Genomic DNA, 24,082 nt, shown 5'->3' on the forward strand with positions numbered 1-24,082 from the left:
GGCGCCAGCCGAGCGGGGTTTCTTTTTGCCCCACTCTGTTAGCGCCGGCCCCGATGAAGGACATAACCATGCGTTATACCGGCGCCCAATTAATAGTTCGTTTACTGGAACAACAAGGCATTACCACTGTGGCAGGTATTCCTGGTGGTGCGGCGTTACCGTTGTATGATGCTCTGGGGCAAAGTCGCATTATCCGCCATGTGTTGGCGCGACATGAGCAAGGTGCGGGTTTTATGGCGCAGGGTATGGCGCGGGCCACCGGACAAACCGCCGTCTGCTTGGCATCCAGCGGCCCTGGAGCAACCAATCTGGTCACGGCCATTGCCGATGCTAAGCTCGACTCTATTCCACTGGTTTGTATTACAGGGCAGGTTTCCTCCTCAATGATTGGCACCGATGCTTTTCAAGAAGTTGATACCTACGGTTTGTCGATCCCCATCACCAAACATAACTATTTGGTTCGCGATATCAGCGAATTGGTTCGGGTCATTCCGGCGGCATTTCGTATTGCTCAGTCCGGGCGTCCCGGCCCGGTATGGATTGATATTCCCAAAGATGTACAAACCGCTGAGATTGAGCTTGAAAGCTTGCCAGAACCGGGGGTTGCAGATGAACCCTGCCCAGTCGATCTGCAGGCTATTGCTCAAGCGGCTCAGATGATCAACCGTGCTGCACGGCCAGTACTCTATCTGGGGGGCGGGATAGTCAGCTCCGAGGCCCATCATGAAGCAATACAACTGGCCGAACAGGCCGGTCTGCCTACCACCATGACATTAATGGCATTAGGCACCATGCCGGTTGACCATCCATTATCCTTAGGAATGTTGGGGATGCATGCCGCACGTTCGACCAATCTTGTCATGCAACAGGCGGATTTATTGATTGTGCTCGGTGCCCGATTTGATGATCGGGCTATTGGCAAGGCTGAACAGTTTTGCCCTAACGCCAGCATTATTCATATTGATATTGACCCCGCTGAGCTTGGCAAAATTCGCCGCCCCCATCTGGCGATGAATGCTGATATTAAGCAGGTATTAACCCATTTATTGCCATTAGTCGACACACAAACGCGCAGTGATTGGCGTGCCATTGTCAGCAATATGCAGCGTGAGTTTCCGTTCAATCAGCCAAACAGTGGCAACCCGTTGTGCCACTATGGCTTGATTCGTGCGGCGGCCGAGGCTCTGGATGACGACACCATCATTACTACTGATGTCGGCCAGCATCAAATGTGGGTGGCACAGGTCTATCCATTGCACCGACCACGACAGTGGTTAACTTCCGGAGGACTGGGCACCATGGGTTTTGGTCTGCCTGCCGCCATTGGCGCAGCACTGGCGAAGCCAGAGGCTAAAGTGGTGTGCTTTTCCGGTGATGGCAGCCTGATGATGAACATTCAAGAAATGGCGACCGCAGTTGAAGAGCGGCTGAACGTTAAGATTATTTTGATGAATAACCAGTCACTAGGTTTAGTCCATCAGCAGCAGGATCTGTTCTTCGGTAAACGTATTTTTGCCGCCGACTACCCTTATCGCACTAATTTTATTCATATTGCTGAAGGCTTTGGTTTTTCTACTTGTGACCTTAATAGTGCCAGCGACCCTTATGCCGCTTTGCATGATGCGCTAAATCGCCCTGGCCCCGTATTAATCCACGCGTTGATTGATGTGGATGAAAAAGTGTATCCCATGGTGCCACCTGGTGCTGCGAATATCGATATGATTGGAGGTGAGTAAGATGACAAGTCTACCAATGGCAGATCAACCCACATTGGGTTTACAAACCACGGCACGAGTAGCTTTATTACTGACCGTGCGCAACCACCCCGGAGTGATGTCCCATATTTGTGGCTTATTTGCCCGACGTGCGTTTAACGTAGAAGGCATTCTGTGTATGCCGCTGGCCGGTGGCGAAGAAAGCCGCATTTGGTTACAAGTGTTGGATGACCAGCGACTACTGCAAATGATAAGTCAGCTAGAAAAACTAGAGGATGTGCTCCAGGTTCGCCGCTTTGGTTCTGAAATACCTATTTTCAATCAGGTAGAGGATTTGATCGCCAATCAGCGGTGAGCCGCGTGAACAGGAAGTCGCCCCTGCTCCGGAAATTGGGGGGGATACCAGACCAGATCGGTGCTTATTTCGGACATACTTTAGGCTCCTTCATCCGTAAAGGCTCTTTAATGGGGTAGTTAGGATGGCCATACTCGTAGCAACTGGTGGTGACTTTAATTTGGTCGCAGGGCATAAAGTGAACGGTGATCCCACATGTTTTTCCACCGGAGGTATAAGCTGGAACCGGGACTATTTTATAGTGCTGTCGATGTTGTGCTTTTATTTTTCTCGCCCAATCCAAAGCTTTTTCACTGTTCTCATACCCAGGAAAATCATCGGCAGTTCCTACGCCTGTTTCCCAGTCTATCCTGACCGTCATTCCCGGTTGCCATTGTGTGGGCGCGCTGTAACAGCAGCCGCCGCCGCCGCCCTGGAACGGGCCGATGGCATCGATGCCGGACTGTCCGTTGACGCTGAACTGGTTGATGGCCCATTTGGTGTGGTTAACGGCTTCGATGGTACCAGCGAGGGCTAATTGGCTGCTTAACGCAAGTAAAAAAGCCCCTGCCAACAGGGGGCGGCTGACTATTTTCATCATTAATTCCCTTTATTTTTACGGTAATGTTAACATTAATTACATTTTAATAAATAATGATGCAACATATCGCACCGGTTGCTAAACCCGGCGCGTTGTATCGGCATAAGCTTAATGTATATCTCCCCGACAATTATTCGCCAGAGTGAGATGGTACTGCTACATCGCAGAATACGTATTTACCCTAGCAAATTTGCTACTAAATAAGCAGGTATAATATGAACGCTCAAATCAAGTATGCACTCGCCGTTGCCATCATTGCCTTAGCCAGCGCCAACATTGCGCGCGCGGCTGATCCACACATCCCATGGGCGGATAACAGTGGTGGCACTGAAAGCACCCATATCGCCGCTGTTGGCCAAGACTTGAATAACCAACATCAGGCCGTGACCAAAACACAAGAAGGCGTGTGGGCCGCTAATAGTGGCAGTATCAGCCAGGATGAACAGGCATTAAAGAGCACCACACCTGCCTTTGCTGGCACCCCTTCATTAATGCCCCATCAGGGATAATATCACTGAGCGTAATACTAGAAATATCATTGAGGTGTGAGAATAAAGACAATGTTACGAAAGCAGCAGGCCGCTAGCGATAATATATCGTTAACGGCCTTTTTGATTCGAACGCAGATATATTAAGCCAGTAATAGTTTTTGTAATTCCGCCAGTGAGCTAACTTGATAGCGAGGCGCAATATTATCATCTACAGCGGCACCATGCATATTAAGCCAGCAGGTATCAATACCCGCATTAATACCACCCTGAATATCAGAATGAAGATTATCGCCAACCATTAAAATATTTTCTTTTGCCGGATTATTCATTAAATTGAAAGCATGTTCAAATATAGCCACATCTGGCTTAGCCACCCCTACTTGCTCAGAAATAATCAGTGGGGAAAAGACATTTTTTAAACCGGTACGCTCTAAACGGAGAGTCTGCAACTCGGTAAAACCATTGGTAATAATCCCCATATTGACTTTACCGCTCAAGGCATCAACTAACTCACGCGCACCGGGTAACAGCGAACAAATATCTGCCATAGCGACCAAAAACTCACTATTCAGACGGGTTGCCGCGACACCCAGTTTTTCTGCCCACATTTCAAAACGGCTATTTTGTAACTCGGTGGCAGATATCTTGCCATCCTGATAATCGACCCAAAGCGGTTTATTAACCAACTGATAATGATCAAAATCCTGCGCGGAAAACTCCACATTAAAGCGGGAGAACATCAGCTTTAAGCCTTGATATGCATCAAAGTGAAATAGTGTTTCATCCGCATCGAACAGTATCCATTGGTATCTCATTACTCTTATCTCTCTGGCATCATTAGGCGCGTTATGGTAGCGATTATTAGGGCTTAGCTCAAGCACGCTTATATCCTTGCATGCAGGATATTATTACATCAGTAGTGCTGCCGATATATCACGATTTATCGCAATAATGGCATCACCGGTGATCAGTGGGGCATCAAATGCTGCCAATGTTTTACGGTTAATCTCAACCAGTACATCATCAAGTTTAATTTCCATATCTAACGCAATATCCATCAACTTATCTTTTTCCCAAGTGTCACGGGACATCAGCAGTTTTAGGAATATCACGGTGCTATTAGCCAAATTAGCCGTGATTGCCGCCATTGATTTCGGGTTAATCTCGGTTGGCGCGGGGGCAGTGACCGTCTCAGTGATGAACAGGTTTTCTAACAGTTTGACTAATTCCTGACTTTCATTTTTCAGTAGATTAATGCGGTCGGTATCATTAATAATTTCAGCGGCCGGGGACGGCAGGCTCAATGTCATTGGTGTTGCACGGCTATCAAGATCGCGATAGACCAGCTTACTGTCGAGGGCGAAACGCTTATACACCCGTTCAAGGAACTTCACGTCTTGGGGTGTAATGGTTCCCTCAACCTGAATTAGATGTGCCAGAAAACGTGCTATGGCCCGACGATTATCCAGCGAAAGCGGCTCCAGGTTATTTTTCAGCGCCAGTAACGTATTACTTTTTCTGATACCCGGCTGGAGATAAGCTTTTAGACGCATACGTTGACCGGGGCTAATATAACCCCAAGCATCAATGTGCTGAGTCAATATCTTTGATTCTGGCTCACCGATACACCCATCAACCATCACTGCGGCACAAGCCAGCTCTACTGCCAGCATAGTGACACGATAGGTGGCAATGGTTGCTGATTCAGCGACCATCGACTCAATAGGAAACAGTGCCACGATATCTTGCAAAACGGGGGTATGATTATCCGCTCTAACATCAGGTTCAATGCCAACGTGTAACGACGCCAGTGCATAGGTTAATGCCATCACCTGACTGCGGGATAAACACTCTAATGGTTTGGTATCACAGGCAGTACTTAGCCGGAGAAAAAGTTCATCCAATGTGATCATCAGCAAACCATAACCGACCTTTGCTTTAATATTCTCTAATTCGCTTTTTAATGCCTCAGACCACAATGGCATTGGCATCAATAGCTGCCCTTCCAGCGACATTTTTTTCTTTGGATTACCACTGGCAAAACGGTTATAAATATCAAGATCCTGCTGACATGCTTCAAATATTGGCCGAAGCTTATCCCGATGCGCTTTACATACTGCGACATTCGGCAGGTCACCCATTTGCTGGAAGAATTCCTGGCCCATTAATCCCGCAGAAGCAGGACGATAAAATATCAGTAATTTGGTTTTATTAACCGGCAATAAAAATCCATCACCATATTGTGCTCGGTAACGCTGCTGAAATAGCGAAGAGAAAACATTGGCACAATGTACCATTGATATATTCTGATTTATTACCGGGTCGGCTTCCCCCCAGGCGAGAGCCCATTCGGCTGACAGTGGTTTCTGATCAACCGCCAATTGCCCTAAACCGACCAGCAACGCCAGTGGAAGTTCGGTTGAGGCATTGCGGGTTGAAGGCGGTGAAGACAGATAGAGTTTCTCCTCTATATTCACCCGAGAGAGATAAACTAATAAATTCTGCGCATAATGATTAAATGCGTTATTTTTCCCATAAATCTTTAGTAGACGATTAATTTCTGTTTCAAGGATAGGGAACTCTTTTTTTGCCACTGGATCTATAGCTGCATCAATCAGTATTCGATGTTCCAATCCGTAGAAAAATAAGAATACATAGCCGATATCTGCATTGGGCGATTTACGCCCTTCGGATAGCCACTGTAAATATGCTCTTCTCGCCTCAGGTGAACATGTTGAGTAATCGGGTGCATTATCAATCAGAGGTAATGAGCTATCTATTTCGTTTGCCGCGACATCCATTGACGGGTTAATAAACGCAGGCTCTGCCCCGGTACGGTTACTTTTGTATTTATTACCAATATAAACCATACCATCCGGTAAATTTATTCCGGCGACAACGGCTAGCTCACCGGGACGGAGCCACGATGCACGGGCTAAAGAACCTCGAGATGTTTCTGTTGGTTTAGGTGCTGCTTTCTTGGATCCGTCGACTGATTGACGCTGTTCAGGCTGATCATTTTCAGTGGGGTATTCTGGCTCTAACTGCGACGGAGCCATCGGATAACTGCCCAGATCGGGTACCGTCACGGTTTTCTGCATATCGGTATTGATAGATGGCCCGACGAGTGACTTAGCCCCTTTGAGATTTTGCCAAACAAAGTACAGGCATAAGATAGCCGCACTCAGTGCAATCCACACTTCTCTTGGGATACCTGTCATCAGCCCTAAAACGACGATGAGTAGGATAACCCCGCCGGTACCGGTAGATTTTCTCTTTGCCACGATGGTTTATCTGCCCCTATCTTAAAATAGTAATTTTTATTCTGCCTTTAATGGCAATATTTAATAAATAACGTTTTTTTTACGTTCTTTTCACATAAAAATCATGACAAAAACACTAATTAGACTTAAGTGCAATTTATAGGTTAATAATAATCCAGTATTTTATTTTTAATGTTTGTTGTTTGGCATAACGGCGTGCCAACGCGTTCAATAAATCAATTATGCCAGTTGATTATACATTCAGCTAGCAAAGACTCTGTAGCCATTGGATAAATTCCTTAGCTTTCGGCTTATCCAACATCTGCTTGGGGTAAATTAAATAATAGGGATTTGTCACGGGTAACTTGTGCTTTAGTTTATAGTTAACGTTTTATTATTATTCTGGTTACAAATAATCCTATACTCTTAAGAAGAGAAGCAACCTTTAGCATTATTGTGGGGATATATGCAAAAATTAACCAAAATAATTAATATGGTCGCCAATCCAATTGGCGACATGGCGTTCATTAAACAATGCAAGGGTACTCTGGAAGCTTGTGGTGTTCTGGTATTGTCGGACTTTTTATTGCCTCGCGCGCTGGACAGTATTAAGCAGGAAGGCATCAATCAAAAACATCACGCGTACTATGCAGCTAATCAACATAACGTTTATCTGACCAATTCAGATCCCGCCTATTCTGCTGACCATCCGCGCAATCGGTTGGTTACATCATCAAAAGGGTGTATTACCGATGAGGAAATCCCCGCAGACTCCGCGCTTCGAACACTGTATACCGCAAAGGATTTTCAGAATTTTCTGTGTGCCGTCTTAGATGAAAAGCAGCTCTACCCCTACGCTGATTCACTTTCTTCAATTAATTTACACTACGCCAGTCAAGGTCAAGAGTTAGGTTGGCATTTTGATAACTCTTCGTTTGCCATTACCTTATTGGTACAAAAACCACAGGCGGGTGGTGTTTTCGAATATATCGAAGAAATGCGGGATGCAGATAAAGCAGAGATGAATTATTCCGGTGTGGAACAGCTGCTAAACCAGAAAATCACCCCTAAAGTATTACAGATTGAACCGGGGGAATTAGTGTTATTCCGTGGAAGAAATGCAATTCACCGTGTCACGCCGACACAAGGGGATATCACACGGATGCTAGTGGTACTGGCATATAATGCACAACCTGACATTACCTTATCCGAAACGGCCAGAATGACTTTTTATGGCCGTATTTAGCCGTCATTCAATCTTGGCTTTCAGCTAAAAATAGAGATTTGTTTTGCGGCCAATCACGGGGTCACAGCAACAGAAAATCCCGGTCAAAACGGCACCGGGATGGTCCAGGCAGAGGGTCTATGTAACAAAATGGCTATGCTACAAATAAATGGTCTCTTATTTAATTGCCATAGCATCGCGCATGGTAAAGAACAGATCGGTCTGATCGGTCAGGCCAACAACGTTCGCGGCATGTGGGCCGTAAGCCGCTATCCGTAATTGCGTACCGGTATGCCCTTGAGAGTCATCTTCAGAATTACCGTAGCTTATAGCCATAATTGCGCCGTCTTTGGTGGTTAACGCTTGCGTCAGACCAGGTGCTTTAGCATCAGCCTCAATAATTTGGCTAGAATGAGCATGATCTGCGGTTACGATGACCAGTGTATTGCCATCGGTACGGGCAAACTCCAGTGCTTTTTGTACTGCTTCATCCAAATCGACGGTTTCACCGAACTGGCCACAAGGGTTTGCTGCGTGGTCTTGTTTGTCAATTGATGCCCCTTCCACTTGCAGGAAGAAACCTTGCTCATTGGTTTTCAACAGATCAATCGCTTTTTCGGTCATCACGGCCAATGTTGGAATATCGTTGGTGCGTTCGCTATTGTTTTCACAGGTTACCGGCGGTTTATCCAGGTTGCCGTGATAAGAGGCTTTCGGCCCCTGCCAGCGTACCGGCATATTACCTGGACTAAATAACCCCAACAGCGGTTTTTGTTGATCGGCCTGCTTTATTGCATTCAAATCATCAAGATTTTCAACAATGATGTAACCTCGGGCCAGAGCTTGATCGCGTAGCGATTGATCTTTCCATTCACCGGCTTTAGCGACTTGGCTGAATGATTTAGAACCACCGCCTAAAGTGACATCAGCACGCCCGGCAATCATCTGTTCGGTAATGGAACCGCGCCCCCCATTTTCCAACGCGTTAGTACCACACTTCTCACTGGTTTCTTCCGGGCCGTAGCATTTTCGCCCGGTGACGTGGGCAAACTGTGCCGCAGGCGTGGCATCCTGCAATTCAGCGGTAGAGACGTTACCGGTCGCTTTACCTGCTTTTTTGGCCAGTTCCAATAATGTGGCGTGATCTTTGCCGAATACATCGACACCCAGTGCGCCATTATAGGTTTTCACGCCGGAAGACCATGCAGTAGCAGACGCGGCTGAGTCAGTCACGTAATCAGGTTTCTGTGTTTTCTTATCTAATGAATAGTGCGTGTATTGCCCGGTCAGCGGTAACGCATCAATTCCTTTAAAGAAACCACCCGCCCCCAAAGCATAGTTACGCGCCGAGGTAATTTCTGAGTCACCCATACCATCGCCAATCAATAAAATGACATTTTTCACCGTTTTATTGGACAACGAATCACGCAGCGCCTGTGTCTGATCTTCCGTCAGACGGCGTGCCCCGCCAAATTGAGTGACATCGCCATGGGCGCTGCGGTCGTATAGGCCGGTGGCGGCAGCAACGGCATTGGGTGTAAACAACGTACTGGTTAACATCAGGGTGGATAACGCTATGCCGGACATAGTGGATACACGGTTCTGCATGGGTATAATTCCTTGTTGTAAAACAGTAATACAATTTGTATTAATGGGTTACAACAAATACTAGAACAGATGAATGACGCTTTTATGACAGTCGCGATTAATTATTATTCTGCCGACAAGCGCTAGATCAGGCCACCACTGGCACGCCATACTGTACACATATACAGTATGGCGGTATTTTATGACATTTGATTAATTTTAAACCTTGTTTTGCGAAGAACTCCGCAAAAAATCATCTGCCAGTTCAAGCTGATGTTGGCTGAAAACCGTGATCCCATGACGGCGCAATAACGCCGTGGTGACGCCCTGACCTGCGCGTGGAGTCCCACTAAAATTACCATCATAGATACGACTGCTACCACAAGATGGGCTACCTTCGGTAAGAATTGCCAATGTGCAATGGTGCTGTTGCGCCAATTCTAATGTTTGATAAGCCCCTTGCAGAAACTCGCGACTAACATCATTGCCCCATTGCTCAATCACTCGTGCCTGCCCTTGTAGTACCGCCTCGCCATTACCTTGCTGAATTTCGGCTGGCGGACGGGGTACCGGCATTCCTGCGGACAATTCGGGGCAAACAAGGACCAATCGCCCTTCATTCTGCCAGCGTTGAATGATTTCATCACTGACAGACAAGGCACTGCCATTATAACGGACAGGTTTCCCCATTAAACAGGCACTTATCAGAACGCGCGCAGGCTTCGATTCCACGTGATTATCAACCTTAAAGTTATGCGACAAATAAAAAATGAGATCTAAAGTTGATAATAACGAATTAAAGGCTACAGGTCATAAGTCTGGTCAGATAATTGGCACCGAGGACATAATTTTCATGCAATAATTACCCGCGAAACTTTAATTAGTGGCAACACGTTAATGTTGGCAACATGTTCATCAGCCAATCCAATGGCAGCTACTGGCGGAGACTTATGGAAACGTTTTTTATTGACAGGATCGCGACCCCTCAGGGTGAGTTGTTGCTGATTGCAGACCAAGAAAACCGGCTGCGTGCCATCGATTGGACCGATCATTACACGCGTTTAATGAAGTTGCTATGTAACCATTACGGTGTAGATACCTTTACCTTAGTTGAAAAACATAATCCCGGTGGCTTGAGCGACAGCATGCAACGCTATTTTGCCGGTGAACTGCATATTATTAACAGTTTACCGGTTAAAACCGCAGGTACTGATTTTCAGCGTCAGGTTTGGCAGGAACTGCGAAAAATTCCCTGTGGCGAAACCATTAGCTATGGTGAGTTGGCAAAACGAATCAACCGCCCTACTGCTTCGCGGGCGGTAGGAATGGCGAATGGACTGAATCCAATCTCTATTGTTGTCCCTTGTCACCGAGTGATCGGGCAGCAAGGTGCATTGACCGGTTATGCCGGTGGCGTGGAGCGGAAACGCTGGTTATTAATGCATGAGGGCTATCTTTTAGCATGCTAACTATTGTTGCTCTTATCAGACGTAAGAAAAGATGTTAAAATTGACACATATCAATATTAATGGGAATACCCTATGCTCCCGGAAAAACGTGTAATCCGACGTATCCAGTCTGGTGGTTGTGCAATTCACTGTCAGGATTGCAGTATCAGCCAGCTCTGTATTCCGTTTACCTTAAATGAAAATGAGCTGGATCAGCTCGACAATATCATTGAAAGGAAAAAACCTATTCAGAAAGGACAGGCACTGTTTAAAGCAGGTGATGAGCTAAAATCCCTGTATGCCATCCGTTCCGGGACCATTAAAAGCTACACCATTACCGAAGAAGGTGATGAGCAAATCACCGGGTTCCATTTAGCGGGTGATTTAGTTGGTTTTGATGCTATCAGTAATCTACAACACCCAAGCTTTGCACAAGCCTTGGAAACCTCTATGGTTTGTGAAATTCCATTTGATACGCTGGATGATTTATCCGGTAAAATGCCTAGTCTGCGCCAGCAGATGATGCGGCTGATGAGTGGCGAAATCAAAGGTGATCAGGATATGATCCTGCTACTTTCTAAAAAGAATGCAGAAGAGCGTCTGGCCGCCTTTATCTACAATCTTTCTCGTCGTTTCGCGCAACGTGGTTTCTCTCAGCGTGAGTTCCGCCTCACCATGACGCGTGGTGATATTGGCAATTATTTAGGTCTGACGGTGGAAACTATCAGCCGTTTACTGGGCCGTTTCCAGAAAAGTAATATTCTGGGTGTGAAAGGTAAATACATCACTATCGAGAATACCGAAGCACTGGCCCAACTGGCCGGTAATCCACGGCCTAACTTGTAGCTTAATCAAAGCCAGATCAATACCGACCCAATAAATTTCAAGATGCAACGTATATTTATTGGTCTGGCTCTTCCTTCCACCTATCCTGTTTCACTTTCATGGTTTACTCTTTAACTAACATACTGTTAATTCACGGTTGTAAGGAGATTCTATGGCAAAGTATCAGAATATTCTGGTTGCTATTGACCCCAATCAGGATGATCAACCTGCGTTAAGACGCGCGGTTTACCTTGTGCAGCGTAATGGCGGCACAATCAAAGCATTTTTAGCTATTTATGATTTGTCATACGACATGACGACCCTGCTGTCGCCTGATGAACGTACCGCAATGCGTAAAGGGGTTATCAGCCAACGCTCGGCCTGGATAAGCGAGCAGTGCCGGTTTTATATTGATGCTGGCGTACCTATTGAAATCAAAGTGGTTTGGCATAATCGACCTTATGAGGCCATTATCCAGGAAGTTCTGAACGCCAAACATGATTTGCTGCTAAAAATGGCACATCAGCATGACCGTCTCGAATCCATTATCTTCACGCCAACTGACTGGCATTTATTGCGTAAATGTCCGTGCCCGGTATGGATGGTTAAAAACCAACCCTGGCCAGAAGGCGGTACTGCATTGGTGGCCGTCAACCTCTCCAGTGAAGATCCATTGCATGACCCGCTCAACCTGCGTTTAGTTAAAGAAACCAGAGAATTAGCAGAACATGTTAATCAGACTCAGGTGCATCTGATCAGTGCTTACCCGGTCACACCGATTAATATTGCTATTGAATTGCCCGATTTTGACCCGAGCGTCTATAACGATGCAATTCGTGGTCAGCATTTGGTGGCGATGAAAGCCTTGCGCCAACAGTTTGGCATTGATGAAAAATTCACCCATGTGGAAAAAGGTTTACCTGAAGAGGTTATTCCTGATTTGGCAGAACATTTACGGGCTGGGGTGGTGGTACTGGGTACTTTGGGGCGCACTGGGTTGTCTGCCGCCTTTATCGGTAACACCACCGAACATGTGATAGACCATCTTAAATGTGACTTACTGGCGATTAAACCAGAAGGATTTACCTGCCCGATAGAAGGTAATGAAGACCTGGAGGGTGTTGAATAACGTCCCTTCTTACATCGCGCTGAGTAAAGCCAAAAAGCAGGGCCGCCGAGTCGGTGGCCCTTCATCATATACAGTGTAATTATTACAATGCGCGTAAAATTGCTTCCACGCTATCTTTAGCATCGCCAAACAACATTTGGGTATTGTCTTTAAAGAACAATGGGTTCTGTACGCCAGCATAGCCGGTATTCATTGAACGCTTAAAGGCAATAACACTTTGCGCTTTCCACACTTCCAACACTGGCATACCCGCAATTGGGCTACGTGGATCTTCAAGTGCTGCCGGGTTAACGGTATCGTTGGCCCCAATGACCAAAACGACGTCAGTGCTTGAGAAATCATCATTGATTTCGTCCATTTCCAACACCACGTCATAAGGTACTTTAGCTTCAGCCAATAGCACGTTCATATGCCCTGGCAAACGCCCTGCAACCGGGTGAATACCAAAACGAACTTTGATCCCACGCGCTTGCAGTTTTGCCGTAATTTCCGCAACCGGATACTGTGCCTGTGCTACCGCCATACCATAGCCGGGAGTGATGATAACTGAACTGGCATTTTTCAGCAGATCAGCCACTTCTTCCGCTGTAGTTTCACGGTATTCGCCCATTTCTTCAGCATTACCCGTGGAAGAGCCATCGGTACCGAACCCCCCGGCAATCACGCTGATAAACGAACGGTTCATCGCTTTACACATGATATAGGACAGAATTGCACCGGATGAACCGACCAAAGCACCCGTCACAATCAACAGGTCATTACTTAGCATGAAACCTGCGGCCGCTGCGGCCCAACCGGAGTAGGAGTTCAGCATCGACACCACAACCGGCATGTCGGCACCACCAATAGAGGCCACCAGGTGCCAGCCAAAACCCAAAGCAATCACGGTCATCAATAACAACGCGACCACTTGTAGGCCAACGCTATCTGTTTTGACGAACATAATCATTAGCAGGAATGAAACAGCCAGCGCCACCAGATTCAACTTATGGCGTTGCGGTAGCATCAGTGGCTTAGATGAGATAATCCCGCGTAATTTACCGAAAGCAACAATAGAACCGGTAAAGGTTATCGCCCCAATAAAGATACCCAGGAAGACTTCGGTCAGGTGGATATTCACCATCACCGCATCCATCACCGCCGTGCCATGAGCCAGATAGCTGTTAAAGCCAACCAGAACGGCTGCCAAACCGACGAAGCTGTGCAGAATCGCTACCAGCTCTGGCATTTCAGTCATTTCGACTTTCTTCGCCAGATAGATACCGATCGCACCACCGATGACCATAGCAATGATAATCCAGCCAACGTTACTTGAGTCTGGCCCAAGAATGGTCGCGATAAGCGCGATGGCCATACCGGTAATACCGAAAGTGTTACCTTGTTTGGATGTTTCGTGGCGCGACAGCCCAGCCAAACTGAAAATAAATAAAATCGCAGCAACTATGTACGCAGCTGTAACGAGACCACTAGACATCAGTTACCCCTATATTGTGTTTATCAACTCAGTTTTTATATAAGCCTAACGGATATATAAAATTAGTTTTTACGAAACATTTTCAGCATGCGCTGGGTGACGGTAAAGCCACCAAAAATGTTGATACTGGCAATCAGTACGGCGATAAAGGATAAGAAACTCACCCAGCCGCCGTGGCCAATTTGCAACAGTGCGCCGACGATAATAATGCCCGAGATCGCGTTGGTAACTGACATCAGCGGAGTATGCAGCGCGTGGCTGACATTCCAAACCACGTAGTAACCGACCACGCACGCCAATGCAAAAACAGTAAAATGAGATAAGAACTCTTTCGGTGCTACATTCGCCAGCCAACCAAACAGCACAATGGCAATCGCCATAAAGATGTATTTGGTCCAGGGTGAAGAAGGTTTAGCCTCTTCTTTTACCATTGGCGCTACTTTTGCAGCCGTAGGTTGCGCAGAAACCTGAATCGGTGGCGCTGGCCATGTCACTTCACCTGTTTTGACTACGGTAACACCGCGAATAACGGTATCTTCGAAATCAATGTTTATCTCGCCATTTTTCTCTTTACAGAGTAATTTCAGTAAGTTAACAAGGTTAGTGCCGTAAAGCTGGGATGATTGAGTCGGTAAACGGCTTGGTAGATCGGTATAACCGATAATTTTTACGCCATTCTCAGTCACGGTGACTTTATCGGCGACGGTGAGTTCACAGTTACCCCCGGTTTGCGCGGCCAGATCGACAATGACACTGCCCGACTTCATTGATGCCACCATCTCTTTGGTGATTAAGCGTGGCGCGGGTTTGCCCGGAATCAATGCGGTAGTAACGATGATGTCCACTTCAGCGGCTTGAGCGGCAAACAGTTCCATCTCGGCTTTAATAAAAGCTTCGGACATGACTTTGGCATAACCATCACCACTGCCTGCCTCTTCTTCAAAATCCAGTTCAAGGAATTCAGCCCCCATACTCTGAACTTGTTCTTTCACTTCCGGGCGGGTGTCAAAAGCACGCACAATAGCCCCCATGCTCCCGGCAGCCCCTATTGCCGCCAAACCCGCAACCCCGGCCCCGATAATCACCACTTTAGCGGGTGGAACTTTACCCGCAGCAGTAATTTGCCCAGTGAAGAAACGGCCAAACTCATGGGCAGCTTCAACAATGGCGCGGTAGCCGGCAATGTTCGCCATGGAGCTAAGGGCATCCATGGATTGTGCTCGGGATATGCGCGGCACCGAATCCATCGCCAATACGGTGACCTGACGCTCGGCCAGTTTTTGCAGTAATTCTGGGTTCTGAGCTGGCCAGATAAAGCTGACCAAGGTACTCCCCGCACGCATCAGGGCAATTTCTTCCTCAAGGGGGGCATTCACTTTGAGGATAAGGACGGATTGCCACACATCGGTGGTATCTGTAATAGTGGCTCCCGCTTCCTGGTACGCCGCATCGTCAAAACTGGCTAAATGACCAGCTCCGCTTTCAATCGCCACGGTGAAGCCTAATTTCAGCAGTTGTTCCACCGTTTTCGGCGTTGCTGCAACACGGGCTTCATTGGCCAACCGCTCTCTTGGTACACCAATACGCATAATGTTCCCTTTTACCTGTCTTTGATGATGAGTATTGCCATACCCTTCTTACTTGACGCTGCTGGGGCGTTGGCTTGCAGCCTACAGCACCAATTAATTTGGGTATGCTTCAGTTCTATTCGGTTGCTGACAAACCTGCTTAACTACCGCTCCCTATAACCTACTGAAAATATGACTGATGATCCATATTTGTGTGCACTTCTGGTGCGGTTTTTGCACTAAAACTAGCAGGCGGAAAGAACCCTGTATAATTCACTATAAAAATAATATTTACCAGCGGCTTGTCCTGCAACTTTGCGCCAGAATAACAAGCTTATTAATAATGAGGCAGCCCAGTCATGGCGCGGCATCAGGTTAGTAAAATGTAAATAATCAGCACTTATGACGTTAAAGTCATTATTCGTAAAGCTTATCCCTATTCTCACTGTAAAGCCGCTGTAGGTTAAACTTCAGCGTTCAGAGACATAGTCATATAAATTGCTGAGACACTTGCCATTATTACATGTAATAATCATCTGCTAGTCTGTTACACATCAATTGTTCCGCACGTATCAACATAATGCGCAAGGTGAAAGGATTTTTTATGAAGCTGAAATACACGATCATCGCATCGGCATTGCTATCGCTCACGGTACTTTCAGCTGCACATGCGGCAAAAGAACTCGCCCCAGAGCAAGCAGCAGCCATCAAGCCGTTTGATCGCATTACTATTACTGGCCGATTTAATGCAATCAATGAAGCAGCTGATGCGGTATCCCGCCGAGCTGACAAATTGGGCGCAGACTCTTTCTACATCCAAGATATCAACAGCAACAATAATGGCGGCAACTGGCGTGTAACGGCCGACGTTTATCATAATGATGCACCAGAAGTGGGCAAAGAAACCCAGTATCGCGTCTTTAATGATGTTAAAGAATTACCAAAAGCAGAAGCCTATGCATTGCAACCTTTTGATACGGTTTCTGTCAGTGGCTTTTTCCGCAGCCAGCCTGACATTAACGATGCCATTTCCAAAGCGGCAAAAGAGAAAGGGGCTTATTCTTTCTTCATCGTGCGTCAGGTTGATGCCAACCAGGGCGGCAACCAGTTTGTGACAGCCTATGTTTATAAAGCAGATGCCGCAAAACGTGCAGTACAAAGCCCAGATGTGATCCCTGCGGATTCAGATGCTGGCCGTGCGGCACTGGCTGCCGGTGGCGCAGCCGCGGCTAATGTTGAAATCCCTGGTGTTGCCTCTTCCGGTACGCCAAGTGCCGATGTAGGCCGTTTCTTTGAAACACAATCATCGACTGGTAAGCGTTACACCGTAACCTTGCCCGACGGGACACAAATCCAAGAATTGAACAACACTACGGCAGCACAGATGGTACCCTTTGATTCTGTCAACTTTACGGGTCATTTTAACAGTATGACTGACGTCTCTCATGAGGTGGCCAAACGTGCTGCGGCTAAAGGTGCGAAGTATTACCATGTTACTCGCCAATGGCAGAACAAAAGTGGTGGCAACCTGAGCGTCAGTGCTGACTTATTCAAATAAGTTTGTTTAAATCGTCACACTAAAGGCAGCTACGTGCTTACGTACTGCCTTTTTTATTTGCCGACTGCCCCCTCTTCTCTTGATCGAAACGGACTGAATAATTTTTTACCCAAATCGCATAACCAATCATTGCATGATCGCTTTTCACTCCGTAGAATCGCCCCCAAATTTTGGGGCTATGATCTGTCAGATATCGATAAGTAAGCCTCATATAATGCTGCTTATAAGTCAGTAACCCTTTATTAAAACTCTAAAAACCAGGATCTATCATTGGAAAGAAAACTCGGCCTGACTGCGCTAACCGCACTGGTGCTAAGCTCTATGCTAGGAGCGGGTGTCTTCAGTCTGCCACAAAACATGGCTGAAGTTGCCAGCCCAGCGGCATTGCTTATTGGCTGGAGTATTACCGGCGTGGGGATCATTTTCCTGGCGTTTGCCATGTTACTGCTGACACGTTTACGCCCGGATCTGGATGGGGGAATATTCACCTATGCCAAAGAAGGTTTTGGTGATCTTATCGGCTTTTTCTCCGCATGGGGTTACTGGCTGTGCGCGGTCATCGCGAACGTGTCGTATTTAGTGATTGTTTTTGCCGCATTAAGCTTTTTTACCGATAAGTCGGGTCGCATTATCTTTGGCGAGGGCAATACCTGGCAGGCGCTATTGGGCGCTTCCTTCCTGCTATGGATGGTTCATGCACTGGTATTGCGTGGCGTGCAGACTGCCGCCAGCATTAATCTGGCCGCAACACTGGCAAAACTGTTACCCATCGGCGGCTTTATTGTATTGGCCGGGCTGGCATTCAGCCTGGATACCTTCAGCTTTGACTTTAATGGTGTAGCCCTGCATACCCCAGTATGGCAGCAAGTAAAGGACACCATGCTGATTACATTGTGGGTCTTTATTGGTGTGGAAGGTGCGGTAGTTGTTTCCGCTCGGGCGCGTAATAAGAAAGATGTCGGTCGGGCGACCATGCTTGCCGTACTTTCTGCCCTCTGCGTTTATTTGCTGATTACCTTATTGTCTCTCGGCGTAGTGCCACGCGCTGAATTGGCGGGTATGCGTAACCCGTCAATGGCCGGCATTATGGTAGAGATGATAGGGCCTTGGGGCGAAGTCATCATTGCAACCGGGCTGATTATTTCTGTTTGCGGTGCTTATCTTAGCTGGACCATTATGGCGGCTGAAGTGCCCATGGTTGCGGCTAAACATGGCGCGTTCCCTAAAATATTCCGACATCAGAATAAAAATAATGCCCCTGCGCAATCACTGTGGTTAACCAACTGTGCAGTACAAGTGGCGTTGATCCTCATCTGGCTGACAGGCAGTAACTACAATACCTTGCTTACAATTGCATCAGAAATGATTCTGGTACCCTACTTCTTGGTGGGGGCTTTCTTATTTAAAGTCGCTTTAAAACGTCAGGACTGGCGTTTGATTGTTGCCGCCAGTGGAGCTTGCCTGTATGGCTTGTGGCTGATTTATGCTGCTGGATTGGTGTATCTGTTGTTATCCGTTCTTTTGTATGCTCCCGGATTACTGGTATTTATTTATGCGCGCAAAGGGCATGAAGGTCTTAAGCTGCTGAATACGGTGGAACGAGTGGCTATTTGCCTGGTATTAATTGCCACCATCCCAGCAAGCTGGTTGGCTATGCATTAGCTGAGCATTGAGTCCAGTAAAGGGTTCGAGGACCAGCGGAGCGAAAATGTATTTTAATAAGACAACTCATTGTTTTTATTAAAATTCACTTGGCCATATGTAATAGCTCGCCATCAGCGCGAGTTTTGGTTCATGTTAACTGCGACTTAAATCAGCTATAGCCTCATAACATACATCCCCTTTCTGCGATAAACTCCTCTCCTTCTACCACGGGAGGGGAATAACCCAATCAGTGGCTAACTATTTTCTGTTCCCGCTAAATCCACAGATAAACATTCCCCCTTTTGGCTTATCCCTACTGAAGCTGGAAATTTTTGCTTAATCTTACCAAGTTGGGTGGTTTCCAAAGGATAAGGCAGTTGGATATCTAACACCGTAATACCTTGTTGGTCGGCTAATCGAATCAATCGAATAATGTTAATTTCATCGCTAAGTTGAGTTGATAAAACCTGTAGTGCCAGGGCGGTAAGTCGCTCCTGCGGCGTCTTCTCCAATTCAGTTTGTAATTTTACGACCATCCCAAAAATTGGCATAACACCATAAATCGCATCAATGAAACTCCAGCGTTTTTTGCATGATGCTGCTAAAAAACCGGTGTAATCGAAGTAGACTTTTTTACTGTGCGCAGGCGCACCGATGTGCTCGCCACTCATCCCTCAGCCCTCAGTTGATCGATACAGCTATTCATTAATCGTAGGTACTGCTATATAAACGATAGGCGTAACTAAATAGAGATGACGATACAATTACTTTTATTAATATAATGAAATGGTTTGCTGGTTGTCTAGCTATCAGTCATCAGCATTAATAACAAATAGAATAACTAACGTGCATAGTATTGCTAGCAACAGCGCGCTATGCTGAGTTCTGGAACTTGATAAACTGAAAAACATGACAAAAATTGTTTTTGTGGAAGACGACCCGGAAGTCGGGAAACTGATTGCAGCCTATCTTGGCAAGCATGACATTGATGTCTTTGTGGAACCGCGCGGCGACACGGCACAAGCGGTTATTGAACAACAACAACCGGATTTGGTGTTGCTCGACATCATGTTGCCTGGAAAAGATGGCATGACACTGTGTCGTGACTTGCGGCCCGTTTATGCGGGGCCAATTGTGTTACTGACCTCATTGGACAGTGATATGAACCATATTCTGTCCCTTGAGATGGGGGCAAATGACTATATTCTCAAAACCACGCCGCCCGCCGTACTGTTAGCCCGCTTACGGTTACATCTACGCCAGCACAACCAACAGCAAAATAAAGAAATCATCAGCCCGACGATGACGGGCCATAATGCTATTCACTTCGGCTTACTGTGTATCGATCCGGTAAACCGACAAGTCAATCTTAGTGATGAAGAGATAACCTTATCCACCTCTGATTTTGATTTGCTGTGGGAGTTGGCCACCCATGCAGGAATAATAATGGATCGTGAAGCGCTATTGAAAAATTTGCGTGGTGTCAGCTATGACGGCATGGATCGTAGCATAGACGTTGCCATTTCGCGTTTGCGCCGCAAACTCTATGACAATACTCTTGAGCCTTTCCGCATCAAAACCGTGCGAAATAAAGGTTATTTGTTTGCACCCAATGCCTGGGAGTCGGTGCAGCAATGAGGAAGTTATTCATTCAGTTTTTCTTATTGTTGTTCGTCTGCTTTATGGTGATGGCGATGCTGGTTGGACTGGTTTATAAAGTCACCGCAGAGCGTGCCGGTCGGCAATCATTAGATGACTTGATGAAAAGCTCGCTGTCATTGATGCGCAGTGAGTTGCGGGAAATCCCCTTAAAAGATTGGAATAAAACCATTGCTACATTAGATTTAAACCTTTCTTTTCAATTACATATAGAACCTCTCGATAAGCGGGATCTTGGTGAGCGTTTGAATAAACGCCTGCGAGCAGGCGAAATTATAGCCTTAGATGATGAATATACCTTCCTGCAACGCATTCCACGCAGCCACTATGTTCTCGCGGTGGGTCCGGTCCCCTACTTGTTCTATTTGCATCAGATGCGGCTGCTTGATTTGGCCTTATTAATTCTGATTGGCCTGTCTTTAGCGCTACCGGTATTCTTGTGGATGCGGCCTCACTGGAAAGATCTCCTAAAACTGGAAAATGCGGCCCAAAGGCTGGGGGCCGGTTACCTTGAGGAGCGAACGCATTTTGATCCCACCTCCAGTTTAAGTCGCTTAGGTGTGGCCTTTAATCAAATGGCCGATAATATCAATACCTTGATTGTCAGCAAAAAGCTGCTAATTGATGGCATTGCACATGAGCTACGCACCCCGCTGGTCCGTTTACGTTATCGTTTAGCAATGAGCGATAACCTGACTGAAAGTGAACAGCAGGCTTTAAATCGTGATATCGGCCAATTGGAAGCACTGATCGATGAGTTGCTGACCTATGCCCGATTAGACCGCCCGCAAGTCTCCCTCAATCTGGAGCCGATAGACTTACCCGCCTGGTTAACAGCAAAAGTCATGGATATGCGCTTAATTCATAACGAACGTGAAATAGAGCTGGATATCCCTCATCGTGGTGACTTTGGTGTGGTTGATCTACGCCTGATGGAACGAGTATTGGATAATCTGGTCAATAACGCTCTGCGCTATTCCACTAAACGGCTGCGCATCGGGCTGTGGTTTGATGGTGACAACGCTTGTTTACAAGTTGAAGATGACGGGCCAGGAATACCGTTAGAAGAACGCGCACGGGTTTTTGAGCCTTTCGTCCGTCTGGATCCAAGCCGCGATCGAGCCACTGGCGGTTGTGGGCTGGGTTTGGCGATTGTTCACTCCATCGCTCTGGCTTATCAGGGGGAGATCTCCGTCGATGCCAGTTCATTAGGGGGGGTCAGCTTCCGCTTTTGCTGGCCAGTAAAAAATCTGTACTCACTGTCTGCTGACCAAGATTAAGCGCTAACTTTTACTCTGGAGTGTTTCTATGACCACTGCTTATCACCACCTGCACACTACTTTTACTCGTCTTGCCCGCTTTGAGCACCTGTCGGCTATTGCTGGCTGGGATATGCAAACCATGATGCCGCCGAAAGGTAACCTTGCCCGCTCAGAAGCGATGGCAGAGCTAAACGTGCTACAGCATCAGATTCTAACGGCCAAAGCCGTGGGCGAATGGCTGAAACACGCTGAGCAAGAAACGCTGAATGAGGTTGAACAAGCAAACCTACGTGAAATGCGTCGTCATTATGATAATGCAATCTTACTGCCGGAAGCTCTGGTGGAAGCTAAATCACTCGCAGGTGCCCGGTGTGAACATGCCTGGCGACAACAGCGTATCGCTAACGACTGGAATGGCTTTGCAGAAAATCTGCGGGAAGTGGTCAAATTAAGCCGTGAAGAAGCGTCAATTCGCGCAAAGGCCGCCGGTACCTCTGGTTATGACGCATTGCTGAATTTATATGAACCTGGTACCAATAGTGCCGATTTGGATCGTATCTTTGGTGATCTAAAGCAATGGCTGCCAGCACTATTACAACAAGTGACCGCCAAACAAGCTAATGAAACCTGCCTGATCCCACAAGGGCCATTTGAGCTAGAAAAACAGCGTCAACTTGGGCTAAGTGTGATGAAAACCCTCGGTTTTGACTTCGATGGCGGGCGGGTCGATGTTAGTGTGCACCCCTTCTGCGGAGGCGTGCCTCAAGATGTCCGTATTACCACCCGTTATAATGAGCAAGAGTTTCTCAGCGCGTTAATGGGGATCGTGCATGAAACAGGCCATGCGCGTTATGAGCAAAACTTGCCACCTGAATGGTTGGGCCAGCCAATATCACATGCACGTTCAACCGCCATTCATGAGTCCCAAAGCTTGCTGTTTGAAATGCAATTAGCACGTAGCAATGAATTCCTGCAAGTGATTCGCCCACTGGTGGTACAGCAATTTGGTGAACAGCCTGCACTGGCAGAACAAAACTTTATTGCACTGAATCAACGGGTTAAAACGGGCTTTATCCGGGTTGATGCCGATGAAGTTAGCTATCCAGCCCATGTCATATTACGTTATGAAATTGAAAAAGCGTTGATCGGTGGCGAAATCGAAGTTGATGATATACCTGCCTTGTGGAATGAGAAAATGCAGCAATACCTCGGGATAAATACTGAAGGTAATTATCGTAATGGATGTATGCAAGATATCCATTGGACTGATGGCGCTTTTGGCTATTTCCCAACCTATACATTAGGTGCAATGTATGCCGCGCAACTATTCCAAACTGCCCGTGATGCAATACCAGGGTTAGATAAGAGTATCGCCAATGGCGATCTCAGCGCCCTCTTCAACTGGTTACAACAGAATATCTGGCAGCATGGTAGCCGCTACCCAACCGCAGAATTGATGACTAAAGCTACCGGTGAAACACTTAATCCTCGATATTTCCGCCAGCATTTAGAGCGCCGCTATTTGTAATTTACCCGACTAACGCTCTGGCCCAATCTTCGATTTTGTGGTTGGGCTTTTTATATTGCTAAGCATAAATTATGCCATAATATCAAACAACTAGGTTGTTCCATGGTAATGATATTGTTGTATAAAACATATTGTATGTTGTAACTAAACACCATGGGCCTGGGTTGTCTTTTTAAATAATCGCCCCTGTACAATCGGTTACAAACCGAAACCAATGACTCACGGAAGCCTGTAATTATTTCCTCTATTCTCATTACAACGACCCAACGGGGCCGATAGACAAACAGAACTCTGAGGAATAAATTATGAAAACAGTATTAGCTCTGATTGTGGCTGCAACCTTGGGTATGACTTCTGTTGCAATGGCTGCCGATAATGTAGCCCCTCCTGCTGCACCAACGGCTACAGCGCCAGTGGCTCATAGTGCTCCGGCTAAAACCATGCATCATAAAAAAGCCAAAAAACCGGCAAAATCTCATTCGATGAAAAAAATGGATAAAGCCGCTCCAGTACAAAAAGCGCAAGCTGCCAAAAAACACCATAAAAAAGTAACACACAGTAAATCGGCTCCGGCGGTGGTACCCGCCGCAAAATAGCAGCAGCATTTAACTCGAGAAAGCAGACTCTGGCTGTTCCCGGTTGACCTGCAACAGCGGATTCACTCAACACCCGGTTTACCGGGTGTTTTTTATCAGGAGTGCTGATAATGCTGCGCCGTTATTTATTTGAAATCACTTTGGCTACATTCGTTATTTGCGGTCTGATCACATT

At 46.7% G+C, this 24,082-nt stretch carries 21 protein-coding genes; 13 read left to right on the forward strand and 8 right to left on the reverse strand.

Annotated elements, in window-relative coordinates:
* Positions 1-68: 68 nt before the first annotated feature.
* The gene (gene ilvB, locus AEP37_RS07290; protein ID WP_049611935.1) at positions 69-1,736 is read left to right on the forward strand and encodes an acetolactate synthase large subunit; all 1,668 of its coding nucleotides are present in this window, start codon (positions 69-71) and stop codon (positions 1,734-1,736) included.
* Between the two features lies 1 nt (position 1,737).
* Positions 1,738-2,070, forward strand: a complete 333-nt coding sequence (gene ilvN / locus AEP37_RS07295; protein ID WP_072086259.1) for an acetolactate synthase small subunit — start codon at positions 1,738-1,740, stop codon at positions 2,068-2,070.
* 64 nt (positions 2,071-2,134) lie between these two features.
* Here ilvN and AEP37_RS07300 read toward each other — a convergent pair whose 3' ends face one another.
* Positions 2,135-2,650 (reverse strand): DUF3304 domain-containing protein, encoded by a 516-nt coding sequence (locus AEP37_RS07300; RefSeq protein ID WP_049611937.1) that lies wholly within the window; start codon positions 2,648-2,650, stop codon positions 2,135-2,137.
* Between the two features lie 215 nt (positions 2,651-2,865).
* Here AEP37_RS07300 and AEP37_RS07305 point away from each other — a divergent pair, with 215 nt between their 5' ends.
* The gene (locus AEP37_RS07305; RefSeq protein WP_082170720.1) at positions 2,866-3,159 is read left to right on the forward strand and encodes a hypothetical protein; all 294 of its coding nucleotides are present in this window, start codon (positions 2,866-2,868) and stop codon (positions 3,157-3,159) included.
* A gap of 122 nt (positions 3,160-3,281) precedes the next feature.
* Here the strand turns inward: AEP37_RS07305 and yjjG are convergent, their stop codons facing one another.
* Both yjjG and AEP37_RS07315 read right to left on the reverse strand, forming a co-directional pair.
* Positions 3,282-3,956 carry a pyrimidine 5'-nucleotidase gene (gene yjjG / locus AEP37_RS07310; RefSeq protein WP_049611939.1) on the reverse strand — a complete coding sequence of 225 codons (675 nt, stop codon included), beginning with the start codon at positions 3,954-3,956 and terminating at the stop codon, positions 3,282-3,284.
* 93 nt (positions 3,957-4,049) lie between these two features.
* A complete protein-coding gene (locus tag AEP37_RS07315) occupies positions 4,050-6,425 on the reverse strand; it encodes a tellurite resistance TerB family protein (protein WP_049611940.1) in 2,376 nt (791 codons plus the stop codon).
* A gap of 445 nt (positions 6,426-6,870) precedes the next feature.
* Here AEP37_RS07315 and AEP37_RS07320 point away from each other — a divergent pair, with 445 nt between their 5' ends.
* Positions 6,871-7,650, forward strand: a complete 780-nt coding sequence (locus AEP37_RS07320) for a HalD/BesD family halogenase (RefSeq protein ID WP_049611941.1) — start codon at positions 6,871-6,873, stop codon at positions 7,648-7,650.
* A 156-nt stretch (positions 7,651-7,806) separates the two neighbouring features.
* Here the strand turns inward: AEP37_RS07320 and phoA are convergent, their stop codons facing one another.
* Together phoA and AEP37_RS07330 are read right to left on the reverse strand one after the other, a co-directional pair.
* On the reverse strand, positions 7,807-9,237 hold the full coding sequence (gene phoA / locus AEP37_RS07325) for an alkaline phosphatase (protein WP_049611943.1): 1,431 nt from the start codon (positions 9,235-9,237) through the stop codon (positions 7,807-7,809).
* A gap of 198 nt (positions 9,238-9,435) precedes the next feature.
* Complete coding sequence (locus AEP37_RS07330; protein WP_049611945.1) at positions 9,436-9,948, reverse strand: DUF523 domain-containing protein; 513 nt, start codon at positions 9,946-9,948, stop codon at positions 9,436-9,438.
* Positions 9,949-10,166: 218 nt separating this feature from the next.
* Here AEP37_RS07330 and ogt point away from each other — a divergent pair, with 218 nt between their 5' ends.
* The 3 genes from ogt to uspE all read left to right on the forward strand — a co-directional run bounded on the left by ogt (position 10,167) and on the right by uspE (position 12,618).
* A complete protein-coding gene (ogt, locus tag AEP37_RS07335; RefSeq protein WP_049611947.1) occupies positions 10,167-10,685 on the forward strand; it encodes a methylated-DNA--[protein]-cysteine S-methyltransferase in 519 nt (172 codons plus the stop codon).
* A 72-nt stretch (positions 10,686-10,757) separates the two neighbouring features.
* Positions 10,758-11,510 carry an FNR family transcription factor gene (locus tag AEP37_RS07340; protein WP_049611949.1) on the forward strand — a complete coding sequence of 251 codons (753 nt, stop codon included), beginning with the start codon at positions 10,758-10,760 and terminating at the stop codon, positions 11,508-11,510.
* 151 nt (positions 11,511-11,661) lie between these two features.
* Positions 11,662-12,618, forward strand: a complete 957-nt coding sequence (gene uspE, locus AEP37_RS07345) for a universal stress protein UspE (RefSeq protein WP_049611950.1) — start codon at positions 11,662-11,664, stop codon at positions 12,616-12,618.
* An 82-nt stretch (positions 12,619-12,700) separates the two neighbouring features.
* Here uspE and pntB read toward each other — a convergent pair whose 3' ends face one another.
* Both pntB and pntA read right to left on the reverse strand, forming a co-directional pair.
* Complete coding sequence (pntB, locus tag AEP37_RS07350) at positions 12,701-14,092, reverse strand: Re/Si-specific NAD(P)(+) transhydrogenase subunit beta (protein ID WP_049611953.1); 1,392 nt, start codon at positions 14,090-14,092, stop codon at positions 12,701-12,703.
* A 62-nt stretch (positions 14,093-14,154) separates the two neighbouring features.
* Positions 14,155-15,681: a Re/Si-specific NAD(P)(+) transhydrogenase subunit alpha gene (gene pntA, locus AEP37_RS07355; RefSeq protein WP_049611957.1), complete on the reverse strand. Its 1,527-nt coding sequence runs from the start codon at positions 15,679-15,681 to the stop codon at positions 14,155-14,157.
* Positions 15,682-16,264: 583 nt separating this feature from the next.
* Here pntA and ydgH point away from each other — a divergent pair.
* Both ydgH and AEP37_RS07365 read left to right on the forward strand, forming a co-directional pair.
* On the forward strand, positions 16,265-17,218 hold the full coding sequence (ydgH, locus tag AEP37_RS07360; protein ID WP_049611965.1) for a DUF1471 family protein YdgH: 954 nt from the start codon (positions 16,265-16,267) through the stop codon (positions 17,216-17,218).
* Between the two features lie 270 nt (positions 17,219-17,488).
* Entirely contained in the window at positions 17,489-18,880 is a 1,392-nt protein-coding gene (locus tag AEP37_RS07365) for an amino acid permease (protein WP_049611967.1), read from the forward strand.
* Between the two features lie 236 nt (positions 18,881-19,116).
* Here AEP37_RS07365 and AEP37_RS07370 read toward each other — a convergent pair whose 3' ends face one another.
* Complete coding sequence (locus AEP37_RS07370) at positions 19,117-19,533, reverse strand: hypothetical protein (RefSeq protein ID WP_049611968.1); 417 nt, start codon at positions 19,531-19,533, stop codon at positions 19,117-19,119.
* Between the two features lie 238 nt (positions 19,534-19,771).
* On the opposite strand from AEP37_RS07370, the gene rstA reads away from it, so the two are divergent.
* The 4 genes from rstA (at position 19,772) to asr (ending at position 23,907) form a co-directional block, all read left to right on the forward strand.
* Positions 19,772-20,500 (forward strand): two-component system response regulator RstA, encoded by a 729-nt coding sequence (gene rstA / locus AEP37_RS07375; protein ID WP_049611970.1) that lies wholly within the window; start codon positions 19,772-19,774, stop codon positions 20,498-20,500.
* The gene (gene rstB / locus AEP37_RS07380) at positions 20,497-21,801 is read left to right on the forward strand and encodes a two-component system sensor histidine kinase RstB (protein ID WP_049611971.1); all 1,305 of its coding nucleotides are present in this window, start codon (positions 20,497-20,499) and stop codon (positions 21,799-21,801) included. The genes rstA and rstB overlap by 4 nt, the downstream gene beginning before the upstream one ends.
* Before the next feature lie 28 nt (positions 21,802-21,829).
* Positions 21,830-23,311 carry a carboxypeptidase M32 gene (locus AEP37_RS07385; RefSeq protein WP_049611972.1) on the forward strand — a complete coding sequence of 494 codons (1,482 nt, stop codon included), beginning with the start codon at positions 21,830-21,832 and terminating at the stop codon, positions 23,309-23,311.
* Between the two features lie 305 nt (positions 23,312-23,616).
* Positions 23,617-23,907: an acid resistance repetitive basic protein Asr gene (gene asr, locus AEP37_RS07390; protein ID WP_049611974.1), complete on the forward strand. Its 291-nt coding sequence runs from the start codon at positions 23,617-23,619 to the stop codon at positions 23,905-23,907.
* The last annotated feature ends 175 nt before the right edge of the window (positions 23,908-24,082 follow it).

Source organism: Yersinia pekkanenii (genome assembly GCF_001152565.1).
Classification (GTDB): Bacteria; Pseudomonadota; Gammaproteobacteria; order Enterobacterales; family Enterobacteriaceae; genus Yersinia; species Yersinia pekkanenii.